Origin of the sequence: Labedaea rhizosphaerae, assembly GCF_004362825.1 — a bacterium.
Taxonomy (GTDB): Bacteria; Actinomycetota; Actinomycetes; order Mycobacteriales; family Pseudonocardiaceae; genus Labedaea; species Labedaea rhizosphaerae.
In genome coordinates, this window is sequence record NZ_SNXZ01000001.1 from 883,513 (window position 1) to 896,836 (window position 13,324).

13 protein-coding genes are annotated in these 13,324 nt (G+C 69.3%); 7 read left to right on the forward strand and 6 right to left on the reverse strand.

Features of this window, described 5'->3' with window-relative positions:
- Nucleotides 1-100 precede the first annotated feature (100 nt).
- Nucleotides 101-1,321, forward strand: a complete 1,221-nt coding sequence (locus EV186_RS03910; protein ID WP_133847686.1) for an MFS transporter — start codon at nt 101-103, stop codon at nt 1,319-1,321.
- Here EV186_RS03910 and EV186_RS03915 read toward each other — a convergent pair.
- Nucleotides 1,233-1,994: a TerC family protein gene (locus EV186_RS03915; protein ID WP_208115466.1), complete on the reverse strand. Its 762-nt coding sequence runs from the start codon at nt 1,992-1,994 to the stop codon at nt 1,233-1,235. The genes EV186_RS03910 and EV186_RS03915 overlap by 89 nt on opposite strands.
- A gap of 119 nt (nt 1,995-2,113) precedes the next feature.
- Between EV186_RS03915 and EV186_RS03920 the strand changes: the two genes are divergently transcribed.
- A complete protein-coding gene (locus EV186_RS03920; RefSeq protein WP_133847688.1) occupies nt 2,114-3,076 on the forward strand; it encodes a phage baseplate protein in 963 nt (320 codons plus the stop codon).
- Nucleotides 3,077-3,134: 58 nt separating this feature from the next.
- Here EV186_RS03920 and EV186_RS03925 read toward each other — a convergent pair whose 3' ends face one another.
- Nucleotides 3,135-4,211: an aspartate-semialdehyde dehydrogenase gene (locus EV186_RS03925; protein WP_133847689.1), complete on the reverse strand. Its 1,077-nt coding sequence runs from the start codon at nt 4,209-4,211 to the stop codon at nt 3,135-3,137.
- Nucleotides 4,208-5,473 carry an aspartate kinase gene (locus EV186_RS03930; protein ID WP_133847690.1) on the reverse strand — a complete coding sequence of 422 codons (1,266 nt, stop codon included), beginning with the start codon at nt 5,471-5,473 and terminating at the stop codon, nt 4,208-4,210. The genes EV186_RS03925 and EV186_RS03930 overlap by 4 nt, the downstream gene beginning before the upstream one ends.
- 187 nt (nt 5,474-5,660) lie before the next feature.
- On the opposite strand from EV186_RS03930, the gene EV186_RS03935 reads away from it, so the two are divergent.
- The 3 genes from EV186_RS03935 to EV186_RS03945 all read left to right on the forward strand — a co-directional run bounded on the left by EV186_RS03935 (nt 5,661) and on the right by EV186_RS03945 (nt 8,442).
- Entirely contained in the window at nt 5,661-6,884 is a 1,224-nt protein-coding gene (locus EV186_RS03935) for a hypothetical protein (RefSeq protein ID WP_243753803.1), read from the forward strand.
- On the forward strand, nt 6,874-7,482 hold the full coding sequence (locus EV186_RS03940) for a nitroreductase family protein (RefSeq protein ID WP_133847691.1): 609 nt from the start codon (nt 6,874-6,876) through the stop codon (nt 7,480-7,482). The genes EV186_RS03935 and EV186_RS03940 overlap by 11 nt, the downstream gene beginning before the upstream one ends.
- Before the next feature lie 261 nt (nt 7,483-7,743).
- Entirely contained in the window at nt 7,744-8,442 is a 699-nt protein-coding gene (locus EV186_RS03945) for a hypothetical protein (protein ID WP_133847692.1), read from the forward strand.
- Here the strand turns inward: EV186_RS03945 and EV186_RS03950 are convergent.
- Entirely contained in the window at nt 8,439-8,789 is a 351-nt protein-coding gene (locus EV186_RS03950; RefSeq protein ID WP_133847693.1) for a hypothetical protein, read from the reverse strand. The two genes, EV186_RS03945 and EV186_RS03950, sit on opposite strands and share 4 nt — an antisense overlap.
- Before the next feature lie 90 nt (nt 8,790-8,879).
- Nucleotides 8,880-9,167 carry a hypothetical protein gene (locus EV186_RS03955; protein WP_133848747.1) on the reverse strand — a complete coding sequence of 96 codons (288 nt, stop codon included), beginning with the start codon at nt 9,165-9,167 and terminating at the stop codon, nt 8,880-8,882.
- A gap of 242 nt (nt 9,168-9,409) precedes the next feature.
- On the opposite strand from EV186_RS03955, the gene leuA reads away from it, so the two are divergent.
- Both leuA and EV186_RS03965 read left to right on the forward strand, forming a co-directional pair.
- Nucleotides 9,410-11,194: a 2-isopropylmalate synthase gene (gene leuA / locus EV186_RS03960; protein WP_133847694.1), complete on the forward strand. Its 1,785-nt coding sequence runs from the start codon at nt 9,410-9,412 to the stop codon at nt 11,192-11,194.
- An 18-nt stretch (nt 11,195-11,212) separates the two neighbouring features.
- The gene (locus EV186_RS03965) at nt 11,213-12,433 is read left to right on the forward strand and encodes a nucleoside 2-deoxyribosyltransferase domain-containing protein (protein ID WP_208115467.1); all 1,221 of its coding nucleotides are present in this window, start codon (nt 11,213-11,215) and stop codon (nt 12,431-12,433) included.
- 133 nt (nt 12,434-12,566) lie between these two features.
- Here the strand turns inward: EV186_RS03965 and EV186_RS03970 are convergent, their stop codons facing one another.
- Nucleotides 12,567-13,223 (reverse strand): DedA family protein, encoded by a 657-nt coding sequence (locus tag EV186_RS03970; RefSeq protein WP_133847695.1) that lies wholly within the window; start codon nt 13,221-13,223, stop codon nt 12,567-12,569.
- Nucleotides 13,224-13,324 lie beyond the last annotated feature (101 nt).

Sequence of the window (13,324 nt, forward strand, 5' to 3'; positions counted from 1 at the left end):
TTGAGAGTAGCTGTCACTTTCTGAGATGTCACTCGGCTTTGCGTCACACCGCCCGGTAATCGACTTGCACGGCCGTACCAGTCTTTGGTGCCATCGAGGCATGCAGAGGTATCGGCGTCTGTTCGCCATCCGGGGCGTGCCGTCGACGGTGCTGCTGATGGTGCTGGCCCGCGTTCCGTCGGCCGGGGCGGGCATGGCGCTGACCCTGCACGTCGCGGTCGGCATGGGACGCGGCTACGCGGCCGCGGGCACGGTGGGCGCGGCGGCGACCGTCGGCATCGCCCTCGGCGGCCCGATGATGGGGCGAGTGGTCGACAAGTACGGCCTGCGCCGGATGCTGGTGATCACCACCATCGGCGAGGCGGCGTTCTGGTTCTCCGCCCCAGCGATGCCCTACGTGCTGCTGCTGGTGTCCGGGTTCGCCTGCGGGATCGTGGCGATGCCCGCGATGTCCATCGGCCGGCAGACCATGACCGCGCTGGTACCCGAGGCCGACCGGCGCACGGCGCTGTCGCTGGACTCCATCGGCGTCGAGCTGACGTTCATGATGGGCCCGGCGCTCGCGGTGCTCGTCTGCACGCAGTTCTCCACGGTCACAGCGTTGTACGCGGTGGGCGGCGCGACCACGGCGTCCGGTCTCGCGTTGTACCTGATCAACCCGCCGATGCGGGCCGACCACGAGCGCGAGGAGCAGTCGCCACCGCGCCGGTCGTGGCTGACCCCGCGGTTCGCCGCCGTGCTCCTCGGCGCGGTCGGCGTCGTGTTCGTGCTGGCCGGGCACGAGGTCGCGTTGGTCGCGGCGCTGCGCGGCAACGACCAGCTGGACTGGACCGGCATCGTGATCATCGCGATGTGCTTGGCGTCCGCGCTCGGCGGCGTGGTCTACGGGTCGTTGCGGCGCTCGGTCGGGTTGCTCCCGCTGCTGGTGCTGCTGGCCGCGCTGACCGTGCCGATCGGCGTGTTCGGCAGCCAGTGGTGGGTGCTCGCGCTGATGCTGGCACCGGCGAACTTCGCCTGCGCACCGGCCATCACGTCGACCGGCGAGCAGGTGTCGAGGCTCGCGCCCGCGGGTGCACGGGGCGAGGCGATGGGCCTGCAGGGTTCGGCGTTCACGTTGGGCGCGGCCATCGGCTCACCGCTGATCGGGCTCGTGGTCGACCATGCGCCCGCCGGGTGGGGCTTCGCCGTCGCCGGGCTCGGCGGGCTCGTGCTCGCCGCGCTGGCGTTCGGGCTCAGCCGGTTCGGGTCTCGGCCCCGGAGCCGGCCGCCGCTCGCGCCGCGGCCCGGCGACGCTCTCGCCGAGCCCGCGCCGTCAGGTTGAGGATCTCCACCAGCACCGAGAACGCGATCGGCCCGTACACGTAACCCTTGGGGATGTGCAGGTCGAAGCCCTCGGCGACCAGGCTGCCGCCGATCAGCAGCAGGAACGACAGCGCGAGCACCTTCACCGTCGGGTGCTTGTTGACGAACGAGCTGATCGGCCCGGCCAGCGCCAGCATGACGCCCATCGCGACGACGACCGCGCTGATCATGATCGACAGCTGTTCCACCATGCCGACCGCGGTAATCACCGAGTCCAGTGAGAACACGATGTCGACGGCCACGATCTGCGCCACCACCGCGCCGAACCCGGCGACCTTGCGCCCGGCCCCGTCTTCGTCCTCGTCGGCGCCCTCGAGGTGGTGGTGCAGTTCGTAGGTCGCCTTGCCGAGCAGGAAGAGCCCGCCCAGCAGCAGGATGAAGTCGCGTCCGGACAGCTCGTGGCCGAACAGCGTGACCCACGGCGCGGTCAACCCGATCACCCACGACAGCGACGCGAGCAGCAGCAGCCGGGTGATCAACGCGAGCGAGAGCCCGACGATGCGGGCGCGCCCTTGCTGTTCGGCGGGCAGCTTGCCCGACAGGATCGAGATGAACACGACGTTGTCGATGCCCAGCACGATCTCCAGCATCAGCAACGTGACAAAGGCCAGCCACAGCTCAGGACTGGTCATCCACCCCACGAGGGGCCTCCCGCCACTAGGACATTTCGCCGTCCACTGTGCCAGGCAAATGGCGTAACTTCCGCACGTGCCATGCCCCGATCCGGTGATTTCTTGCCAGGATCCGGGTCATGTCGACCACTCCGTCCCGCCGCACGATCCTCAAGGCCACCGGCATCGGCCTGCTCGGCCTGGGCGCCGCGGCGGCGGTGCCGTCCGCGACCGCCGCCGCCACCGTGCCCACGTCCAGCCGCTTCGACCTCAGCCAGCCCTCCTACGAGCGGTTCCGCTCGGTCAGCCTGCACGAGTCGCACCACGCGATGCAGGGCATGGCCTACGACAACGTCAACCGCAGGCTCTACATCGCCCAGATCCGCAATGGCAGCGACGGCGACGACCTGTGCATCAACCAGCTGTCCATCGAGGGCGAGCTGACCGGGCACATGCACGTGAACAACGCCGGGCACGGGGTGTCCATCGGCGTGGAGCCGGTCGGGTCGGCGTCCTGCATCTGGATGGAGAGCAACTCCAGCGAGCACAGCGACGACGGCCGGGGCACCGCGCTGGCCCGGTTCAAGTTCGTCAACGGCGGCACCCCGTCGTCGGTGAAGAAGTTCCTCACCGGCAGCAAGTCGATCACGTGCGCGACCGACCCGGTCTACAAGCGACTGCTGGTGCGGCGCAGCGAGGGCGGCCACATGCACTACCGCCTGTTCTCGCTGGCCGACGCGGCGGCGGGCCGGTTCAGCAGCCCGTTGGCGAGCTTCGACCAGCCCAAGCTCGGCGACGGTTCGGTGACGTTCCAGGGCTACACGGTGCTGGGCCGCTACCTGTACACATTGGACGGCACCGGCCACGCCGACGCGTCCGACATCAACTCCTACGTCACGGCGATCGACATGAACTCCGGCAAGGTGGTGCAGCGGTCGCTGACCAAGGCGGGCAAGACACTGGTCTTCCGGGAGCCGGAAGGGATGATGGTCTACAAGACCGTCGGCGGTCACCTGCGCCTGTGCTTCGGGTTCGCGTCGCGGCCCAGCATGTCCAGCTCCACCCGCTACGCGAGCGTGTACTACAAGGACGTGCTGATCTGACCCCCCACGGCAAAAGCCGCGCACCCGGTCATCGGGTGCGCGGCTTTTCCGTCAAGCATCAGGCGCCGAGCAGCAGCTCCGCGATCTGCACGGTGTTCAGCGCGGCGCCCTTGCGCAGGTTGTCGTTGCTGATGAACAACGCGAGACCGTTCTCGCCGTCCTGGCGGATGCGGCCGACGTAGCTCGGGTCCTGGCCGGCCGCCTGCAACGGCGTCGGGACGTCGGTCAGCTCCACGCCCGGCGCCGAACGCAGCAACTCCGTCGCGCGTGCGACGGACAGCGGCTCGGCGAACTCGGCGGTCACCGACAGCGAGTGGCCGGTGAACACCGGCACCCGCACGCAGGTCCCCGACACCCGCAGCCCGGGAATGCCCAGGATCTTGCGGCTCTCGTTGCGGAGCTTCTTCTCCTCGTCGGTCTCGAACTCGCCGTCGTCCACGATGGACCCGGCGATCGGCAGCACGTTGAACGCGATCGGCCGCACGTACTTGACCGGCGACGGGAACTGCACCGCCGTCCCGGAGTGGGTCAGGCCCTTGGCCCCGTCGACGACCGCGTGCACCTGGTCGTCCAGTTCGGACACGCCGGCCAGCCCGCTGCCGGACACCGCCTGGTAGGTGCTCGCGATCAACCGCACCAGCCCCGCCGCGTCGTGCAACGGCTTGAGCACCGGCATGGCGGCCATCGTGGTGCAGTTCGGGTTGGCGATGATCCCCTTGCGGGCGTCCTTCACCGCCTCCGGGTTCACCTCGCTGACCACGAGCGGCACGTCCGGATCCATCCGCCACGCCGACGAGTTGTCGATCACCGTGACACCCGCGGCGGCGAACCGCGGTGCCTGCGCCTTCGAGGTCGCGCCGCCCGCAGAGAAGATCGCGATGTCCAAACCGGACGGATCGGCGGTCTCGGCGTCCTCCACGACGACCTCGCCGTCCCGCCACGGCAGCTTCGAGCCGGCCGACCGGGCCGACGCGAAGAACCGGATCTCCGAAACCGGGAAGTCCCGCTCCACCAACAACTCCCGGACGACGGCACCGACCTGACCGGTCGCGCCCACGACACCCACTCGCAAGCCGCGAGCACGCCCGCTCTCGCGACGCGCCGTGTCCGATGATTCGCTCGCAAGCTCGCTCATCGGCCGGTCCCCGCGTACACAACGGCCTCCTCGTCGCCGCCGAGCTCGAACGCCCGGTGGATCGCCTGCACCGCGCCGTCGAGCTCGGTGTCCCTGATCAGCACCGAGATCCGGATCTCGGAGGTGTTGATGATCTCGATGTTGACCCCGGCCGTGGCCAGGGCCTCGCAGAACGTCGCCGTGACGCCGGGGTGCGAACGCATGCCCGCGCCGACCAGCGACACCTTGCCGACGTGGTCGTCGTAGAGCACCTGCGCGAAGCCCAGTTCCGCCTTGACCTTCTCCAGCGCGGCGACCGCGGTCGGGCCGTTGGCCTTGGACAGCGTGAACGTGATGTCCGTGCGCCCGGACTGGGTGCTGGACACGTTCTGCAGCACCATGTCGATGTCGATCTCGCTGTCCGCGATCACCCGGAAGATCCGGGCGGCGGCACCCGCCTGGTCCGGCACGCCGGTCACGGTGACCTTGGCCTCCGACCGGTCGTGCGCGACGCCGGTGATCATCGCCTGTTCCACGGTGAGGTCCTCCACTGAGCCGGACACCGTCGTGCCGGGCTTGTTGCTGTACGACGAACGGACATGGATCGGGACGCTGTAGCGCCGGGCGTACTCGACGCAGCGCAGCATCAGCACCTTCGCGCCGGTGGCCGCCATCTCGAGCATTTCCTCGTAGGTGACCCGGTCGAGCTTCTTCGCGTCCGGGACGATGCGCGGGTCGGCGGTGTAGACGCCGTCCACGTCGGTGTAGATCTCGCAGACGTCGGCGCTCAGCGCCGCGGCCAGCGCGACCGCGGTGGTGTCCGAGCCGCCGCGCCCGAGCGTGGTGATGTCCTTGGTGTCCTGGCTGACGCCCTGGAACCCGGCGACCAGCACGATGAATCCCTCGTCGAGGGCCGCCTGCACCCGGCCCGGCGTGACGTCGATGATCCGGGCCCGGCCGTGCGAGGAGTCGGTGATCACCCCGGCCTGCGACCCGGTGAACGACCGGGCCTCGGCCCCCAGCGCGGAGATCGCCATGGCGACCAGCGCGTTGGAGATCCGCTCACCCGCGGTGAGCAGCATGTCCATCTCACGCTCGGGCGGCACCGGGTTGACCTGCTGGGCCAGGTCGGTGAGCTCGTCGGTGGTGTCGCCCATGGCCGAGCACACCACGACGACGTCGTTGCCCGCTTTCTTGGTGGCGACGATCCGCTCGGCCACCCGCTTGATGCGGTCGGCGTTCTCCAGTGAAGAGCCACCGTACTTCTGGACCACGAGCGCCAACGGGACGTCCCTCCTGCGGTTGCCGGGCGGCCCGCCCCCCACGTCTCGCTACGCGCCGTCCGTGTTTTCGACAGGCTACCGGCAAGGCGCTGACCAGCCTCGTCGTCGTGTGGCCGGGACCACGTCCGGTCCACGATGCGGACTACCGGCTACTCTTGGTTGCCGTCCCCAACGGAGAGGATCGACGGTGTCCGCGACCGAGCTGACCCGGTCCGAGCCCGACCTGAGGGCGACGGATCTGGCGCAGTTGCGGACCGCGGCCGTGCGCCGTGTCCGGTTGGCCCGGTTGTTGCGGCTGACCGCACCCGCGTTGATCTTCCTCGGCATCCGCGAGTTCAGCCTGCTCGTGGTCAGCTGGATGACCAGCAAGAACCAGATGTCGATGGGCGACGCGTTGACGTCGTGGGACGGCCAGTGGTTCCTGGCGATCGCCCGCAACGGCTACGACGGCGTGCCCGGCGACCTCGTCGACGCGTTCAACCGGCGCGCGGACGACACCCCGATGGCGTTCTTCCCCGGCTACCCGACCGTCACGCGGTGGCTGGCCGGGGCGGACGGCCCGGGCGGGATCGGCTACGTGGCGGCCGCGCTGGCCGTCACCATCGTGTGCGGCGTCGTCTGCTCGTACGGGCTCGCGCGGCTGGGCACCATCGTGCCCGGCGGATCGCGCAAGGTCGGGCTGGTGTTGGTGGCGCTCTTCGCCGCGGCGCCGATGTCGATCGTGCTCGAGATGACCTACTCCGAGGCGATGTTCTGCGCGCTCGCGGTGTGGGCGGTGCTCGGGGTCCTTGAGCGCAACTGGCTGGTGGCCGGGGTCGCGTGCGGGCTCGCCGGGCTCGTCCGGCCGACGTCCGCGGCGCTGATCGCCGCCGTCGGGGTCGCCGCGATCGTCGCGGTCGTGCGCAAGCAGGACGGCTGGCGGCCGTGGGCCACGCTGGTGCTCGCGCCGTTCGGGCTGGTGGCGTACCTGCTGTGGGTGGCGTCGCGGACCGACGACCTGTTCGGCTGGTTCACGCTGCAGGACCAGGGCTGGGACTCCGGCTTCGACGGCGGCGCGGCGACGGTGAAGTACATCGCGTCGGCGCTGGCCACCGGCTCGTCCGTGCTCGAGGTGGCGACGGTCGGGCTGATCGTGGCCGCGCTGGTGCTCCTCGGCGCGATGATCCGCGGCCGGCTGCCGTGGCCGCTGATCGTCTACGGCGCCGGCGTGCTGGTGATGGACCTCGGCTCGAACGGCCTCTTCAACTCCAAGGCGCGCTTGATGGTGCCCGCGTTCGTGCTGCTGTTGCCATTGGCGATCGGGCTCGTGCGGCGCCGACCCGCGACGCTGTGGCTCACGCTCGCCGGGTTCGTCCTCGCCGGGTGCTGGTTCGGCGCCTACTCGATCACCGGCTGGCACTATGCGATCTGACTTTGGGCGATCTGACTTTGGGCCATCTGATCCTGAGCTGCATCCCTTGATCGCCCAACGCTGGAGCCCGCGCGCCCTCGTGCCGACTGCGACCGTTCCGGACGAGGCGCTGCGCTCGATGCTGGAAGCCGCGCGCTGGGCGCCTTCGTGGGGCAACACCCAGCCGGCGCGTTACCTCGTCGGGCGCCGCGGCGACGCGACCTTCGGCGCGATCTTCGAAACCCTGAGCCGCGGCAACAAGAGCTGGGCCGGCGCCGCCGCCGTGCTGCTGCTGGCGTGCGCGGTCACGGTGAACGAGAAGGGCGACCTCCCGCTACCCGAGTACGGCGTCGGGCTGGCGACGGAGAACCTGGTGCTGCAGGCGGTCGCGAAAGGCTTCGTGGCCCACCAGATGGGCGGCTTCGACCGCGACGCGGCACGCTCGGCCTTCGCATTGCCGGACGACGTGCGGCCGCTCGTCGTCGTGGCCATCGGGGTGCTCGGCTCACCGGACCTGCTGCCCGAGGAACGCCGGGAGCGCGAGACCCGACCGCGTCAGCGGCTTCCGTTGGCAGAGCTGGCTTTCACCGACACCTGGGGCAAACCCGCAAGGTTCTAGGCGAGGGTGGGGCAACTACCGACCCCCGTTTGCGGCTTCGCAGGATTTCCAAGGCACGGAGTGCATCGCGCCGCCGACTCGGCGAAGACGGCAGCACCACGCCAAGCACGACGATGACGATCGGAAGCGCGGCAACTGCCGCGAGCACTGTTACCAGAACCATCGCCTGTCTCCTCCTCGAACTTCAGAGTGAACAGTACGCAGTTCAGGCGATAGCAGGTTGGATACCACTTACCCTTCTACCGGGGTAGGCTTCCACGTGTGAGGACCTGGTTCGGCAACGCGGGTTGGATTCGGATCGAAGACAGCACGCTGAGCGGAACGCTGTACATCCGCTTCGGTATCGCCGACGACAAGCGACCCGTGATGCGCGAGATCTACTTGGACGGCAACCGGGAAGTCCTGTCTCCCGCCCTACTCCGCCAAGTGCGCTTCGACCTGATCGAAGCAATCGTGAGCAAGAACATCGACCGCCTCGAGCGCAGCATTGCAATCCCTGGCTCCGACCTGCACCGACTCGCAGCCCACTACGGGACTTCTTGGGGTTCAGGCACCTATGCCGGTGAATCGTGCGACGTGTGCGGCGGTCCGGTGAAGCACCGGACCATGGCTGATGGCACGGACTCCGTCCGAGCCGTGCGCAACTGGGCGGCGCTCAGCTGGTACGCGCAATTCGACACCTCAGGCATTCCCCAAGTGCCAATGCCCAGAGACCGCCCTGCCGAGGACCTGGACTTAGAGGAGTTCCCCGACGTTAAGCCACCATCAGGTGGGGTGATTACGGACGACTTCTTGGCCGTTGTCCGCCACGCGTACAACCTGGCCCGAGCGAAGCGTCTGCCGCCCGCCCCAACCATCGGCAAGTTGGCAAACGTCAGTCCGAGGACTGTCCACAAGTGGGTGGCGAAGGCCAGAGAGCGGGGGATCATGCCGCGCGGGTCGCAAGGCAGGATCGGTTAGGCGAGCCTGCGGATCAGGCGCGTCAGGACCGACGACACGATCAGCCAGAAGATCGCCGCGAGGCCGTAGTTGATCAGCACCCGCAGCTTCTCGTCGCTCGGCGTGAACAGGCTCTTGAAGCCCAGTGCCAAGGGATCGGCCCAGCCGGCGAAGAAGCTCGTGATGCCGTTGAGGGGGTTCGCGTTGCCGATCGTCAGCACCACGTGCACCGCCAGGATGAGGGCGAAGATCAGCCCGACCCAGCGCACGACGCCGGCCACCACCCCGACGACCTGAGCCCGGAGCTCACCTGGAGCGCGCTGGGGTTCGCCCTGTGGCTCGGTGCGCTGGTCGGCGTGCTCAGCCATGTCCCGAGCATGGCACGCCGATCAGCACTCCGCTATGACGTCCGGGCTACGACGTCCGGACCAAACCGCTCGCCCGTGCGCCGGGGCGGCTCAGGCGACGGCCCGGGCGATGAGGCCCGTCACCACGATCCAGAACACGGCGGCGAGGCCGTAGTCCAGGATCACCTGCAGTTTTGCGCCGCTCACGTCGAACAGACCGGGGAAGAACAGCGCGAGCGCCCCGGCCAGGGAGTGGATGAACCGGTAGAAGGCGTTGCCCGCGTTCGCCCCGAGGAGCACGAGGAAGATGAAGAGGATCTCGATCAGCGCGAACAGGGCACCGACCCCCAGGATGACCCTGGCAGCGGTGCCACGCGAGGAAAGTCGGCGAGTTGTCATCATGTGTGTGACGTGCCACTTCTCCGCCCGGACGAAACTGCTCCATTGGGACCAACGGGGTGCTCGTCCCAGCATGCGGACCCCCGATTCCGGTTTTCGACCCGGTCATGGCATCCTCCTGGGCGTGGCACGCGCCCTCCTGCTTCGCTGCCGCGACGGGGCCTGATCCGGACCGGCTCCCCGCCGCGGAGCGTCGACACGCCGCCGGTCGCCCGCATCCCGGCACGCAGGAGTTCTCCCGAATGACCACCGAAATCTCGCCCGTCAGCAAGCTGCGCACGCCCGCGCGGCAGGCGCCGGCCGACCAGCCCTCCTGGAACGCCCAGCGCGGCAGCTCGATGCCGGTGCACCGCTACCGGCCGTTCCACGAGCTGGTCGAGGATGTCGCGCTGCCCGATCGCACATGGCCCGGCAAGCGGATCACCAAGGCGCCGCTGTGGTGCGCGGTCGACCTGCGCGACGGCAACCAGGCGCTGATCGACCCGATGTCGCCGGCCCGCAAGCGGCGCATGTTCGACCTGCTCGTACGCATGGGCTACAAGGAGATCGAGGTCGGCTTCCCGGCGGCCAGCCAGACCGACTTCGACTTCGTGCGCGAGATCATCGAGGACGGCGCGATCCCCGACGACGTGCGCATCCAGGTGCTGTCGCAGTGCCGTCCCGAGCTGATCGAGCGGACCTTCCAGTCGCTGGAGGGTGCCCCGCACGCGATCGTCCACATCTACAACTCGACGTCGATCCTGCAGCGGCGGGTGGTGTTCCGCGAGGAGCGCGAGGGCATCAAGAAGATCGCGACGTCGGCCGCCGAGATGGTGGTCGAGCTGGCCGGCAAGTACTCCGACACCGACTTCCGGTTCGAGTACTCGCCGGAGTCCTACACCGGCACCGAGCTGTCCTACGCGGTCGAGGTGTGCAACGCGATCAGCGAGATCTGGCAGCCGACGCCCAGCCGTCCGGTGATCATGAACCTGCCCGCGACCGTCGAGATGGCCACGCCCAACGTCTACGCCGACTCGATCGAGTGGATGCACCGCAACCTGGAGCGCCGCGACTCGGTGATCCTGTCGCTGCACCCGCACAACGACCGCGGCACCGGCGTCGCGGCGGCGGAACTGGGGTACCTGGCGGGGGCCGACCGCATCGAAGGGTGCCTGTTCGGCAACGGTGAGCGCACCGGCAACGTCGACCTGGTGACGCTGGGCATGAACCTGTTCAGCCAGGGCATCGACCCGCAGATCGATTTCTCGGACATCGACGAGATCCGCCGAACCGTCGAGTACTGCAACCAGCTGCCGGTGCACGAGCGGCACCCGTGGGGCGGTGACCTGGTGTTCACGGCGTTCTCGGGCAGCCACCAGGACGCGATCAACAAGGGTTTCGACGCCCTGCGTGACGAGGCTTCGCGGGCCGGGCACCGGGTCGAGGAGCACCCGTGGGAGGTCCCGTACCTGCCGATCGACCCGAAGGACGTCGGCCGCACCTACGAGGCCGTCATCCGGGTGAACTCGCAGTCCGGCAAGGGCGGCGTGGCCTACGTGATGAAGACCGAGCACCAGCTGGAGCTGCCGCGCCGGCTGCAGATCGAGTTCTCCCAAGCGATCCAGGCCTACACCGACACCGAGGGCGGCGAGGTGTCGCCGGCGCTGATGTGGGAGACGTTCAGCAAGGAGTACCTGGAGCGCACCGCACCGGTTGTCCTGCAACGCAACCGCATCAGCGTCTCGGAATCGCCGGACGGTGACCGCCTGACCGCGGCGATCGTGGTCGAGGGCGACGAGCACGAGATCACCGGTGCCGGCAACGGCCCGATCGCGGCGTTCGTCGACGCGCTGGCCGGGGTCGGCTACGACGTGCGGGTGCTGGACTACTACGAGCACGCCCTCACGGCCGGCGACGACGCCCGGGCCGCGGCGTACGTCGAGTGCACGATCGGCGACCGGATCTACTGGGGCGTCGGCGTGGACAGCTCGATCGTGATCGCGTCCCTGCGTGCGGTGGTGTCGGCGGTGAACCGCGCCAGCAAGTGACCCGTTAGCCTTCGCCGCGTGAGCGATCTTTCCGGCCCGTTAGCCGGCGCCAACGCGGTCGGTTCGTTGGCGGGCGACGATGCGGTCGTCGTCGTGCACGCGGGTGAGGAGCCGCCGGACCGGTGGGTGGCGAGCCTGTTCCTCGCCGGTCCGACCCCGCGGTCGGCCGAGGTCGCGAGCTGGCGCCCGGACGCGCTTTCGGCGATCCGTGAGCGGTGGTCCGGGCCGGGAACCCTGGTGGTTTTCGTGCCCGAACCCCGCTCCGGCGCGCCGTGGCCCGAGTACGAGCACCAGCGCACCTGGGAGCTGCGCTGGGGCGACCGCGCGGACCAGGTCGTGTTCTGGATCCCCCGCGGCCCCGGCATGCCCGCCCTCACGACCAACGACGAATTCGGTCGCTGGAAGGACAGCGGCCGCGTCGTGCTCGGCACCCCGCCCGACGCGGAAAGCGTGCGCTACCAACGGGGTTACGCCGCCGACCAGCGCATCCCGGTCGCGTCGACGCTCACGGGCACCATCGACCTCGCCCTGGCGCGCCTCGGCTCCGGCGCGCTGCGCACCGGCGGCGAACGGCACGTGCCCCTGCTCGTCTGGCGGACGCCGTCGTTCCAGAACTGGCTGGCCCGCCAGACCGCGGCCGGCAACGAGCTGCTCGCCGGGCGTCTGGAGTGGACGTTCCGCGTCGGCGACGACCTGGAACGCGTGTTCCTGTGGGCGTTCCACGCCCACGTGCGCGTCGCCGCCGAGGACCGGGTGAAGACCAACGAGGTCGTCCTCGCCCGGCCGGACATCGCGACCGTGGTGGCCCACCGGCCCGCCGCCGAGGTCGCCGACACCGAAGTGGTGCTGGTGCGGGAGTTCCGCTCTCCCGCAGGATTCGTGCTCGAACTCCCCGGCGGTTCCAGCGAGGGCGACGAGCCGATGCGGGAGGTGGCGGCCGTCGAACTCGGCGAGGAGACCGGGCTGACCATCGCACCGGAACGGTTGCGGGCCCACCACGTGCGTCCGCTGGCGGCGACGTTCAGCGCGCACCGGCAGCACCTGTTCTCGGTGGAGCTCACCGAGGACGAACTGGCGGCCGTGCGGGCGGTGACCGGGCCGCTCGGGGAGACCGGCAGCTCCGAGCGGACCTATCCCCGGGTGATGCGATTCGGGGACCTTCTCGCCGGGGGCGAGGTCGACTGGACCACGCTGGGGGCGCTCGCCGAGGTGTTGTTGTCGGGCCGGGATTCGAGCTAGCCCTTCCCGGCGCCGCTCGGACTGGCTCATGCCTCGCCTGTCGTCAGGCTGGCCTGAGTGGCTCCCCTCCTGATCGTGCGGGGACAAATTTCCAGGTCGGTCGCCGCTTCGAGCGCTCGGCAACCTCGTGCACCTATTCGGCCGCCAAGGCCCGTTCTTCCTCGCTGGTGGCGGCGGCGTGCGCCTGGGCGGCCTTGGCGGTGCGGTGCTTGATGTACCAGCCGACGCCCAGGCCGATCACGACCGCCGCGCCCAGGGCGATCCAGGAGTAGCTGGACAGGTACTTCTCCGCCGCCTGCCCCGCGTAGTAGATGACCGCGGTCGTGCCACCGGCCCAGCAGACACCGCCCAGGGCGTTGGCGATCACGAACTTCCAGTACGGCATGCGCAGCACGCCCGACAGCGGGCCGGCGAAGATGCGCAGGAGCGCCACGAAGCGGCCGAAGAAGACAGCCAGCATGCCCCAGCGGTGGAAGACGCGCTCGGCCACGGCCACGTGCTCGGGACCGAAGTGCTTCGGGAACTTGCGGCCCAGCCACGTCAGCAGGGGCTGGCCGCCCTTGCGGCCGATCGTGTACCCGATCGAGTCGCCGATGATGGCGCCCGCGCTGCCGGCCACCGCGATCCAGACCGGGCTGATGTGGTGCTGTGACGCGCTCAACAACGCGGCGCTGACCAGCACGATCTCGCCCGGGAACGGGATGCCGAGGCTCTCGATCCCGATGACGCCACCCACCAGCAGGTAGATGGCCAAAGCCGGGATGTGCTCCAGCCACTCGGTGATGTGCACGCGATCGACGCTCCCCTGGATCCGGTTGCGGGCAGTCCCCAGTGTGCCCGAAGTGCCCGGTCTACTGGAGCGAACCCCAGGAAAACAAGGGTCGGAATCAG

What these genes read in the sequence shown, in the direction of transcription:
- EV186_RS03910 (WP_133847686.1), top strand. Translation starts at nt 101, where the DNA reads ATGCAGAGGTATCGGCGTCTGTTCGCCATCCGGGGCGTGCCGTCGACG.
- EV186_RS03915 (WP_208115466.1), bottom strand. Translation starts at nt 1,994, where the DNA reads ATGACCAGTCCTGAGCTGTGGCTGGCCTTTGTCACGTTGCTGATGCTG.
- EV186_RS03920 (WP_133847688.1), top strand. Translation starts at nt 2,114, where the DNA reads ATGTCGACCACTCCGTCCCGCCGCACGATCCTCAAGGCCACCGGCATC.
- EV186_RS03925 (WP_133847689.1), bottom strand. Translation starts at nt 4,211, where the DNA reads ATGAGCGAGCTTGCGAGCGAATCATCGGACACGGCGCGTCGCGAGAGC.
- EV186_RS03940 (WP_133847691.1), top strand. Translation starts at nt 6,874, where the DNA reads ATGCGATCTGACTTTGGGCGATCTGACTTTGGGCCATCTGATCCTGAG.
- EV186_RS03950 (WP_133847693.1), bottom strand. Translation starts at nt 8,789, where the DNA reads ATGGCTGAGCACGCCGACCAGCGCACCGAGCCACAGGGCGAACCCCAG.
- EV186_RS03955 (WP_133848747.1), bottom strand. Translation starts at nt 9,167, where the DNA reads ATGACAACTCGCCGACTTTCCTCGCGTGGCACCGCTGCCAGGGTCATC.
- leuA (WP_133847694.1), top strand. Translation starts at nt 9,410, where the DNA reads ATGACCACCGAAATCTCGCCCGTCAGCAAGCTGCGCACGCCCGCGCGG.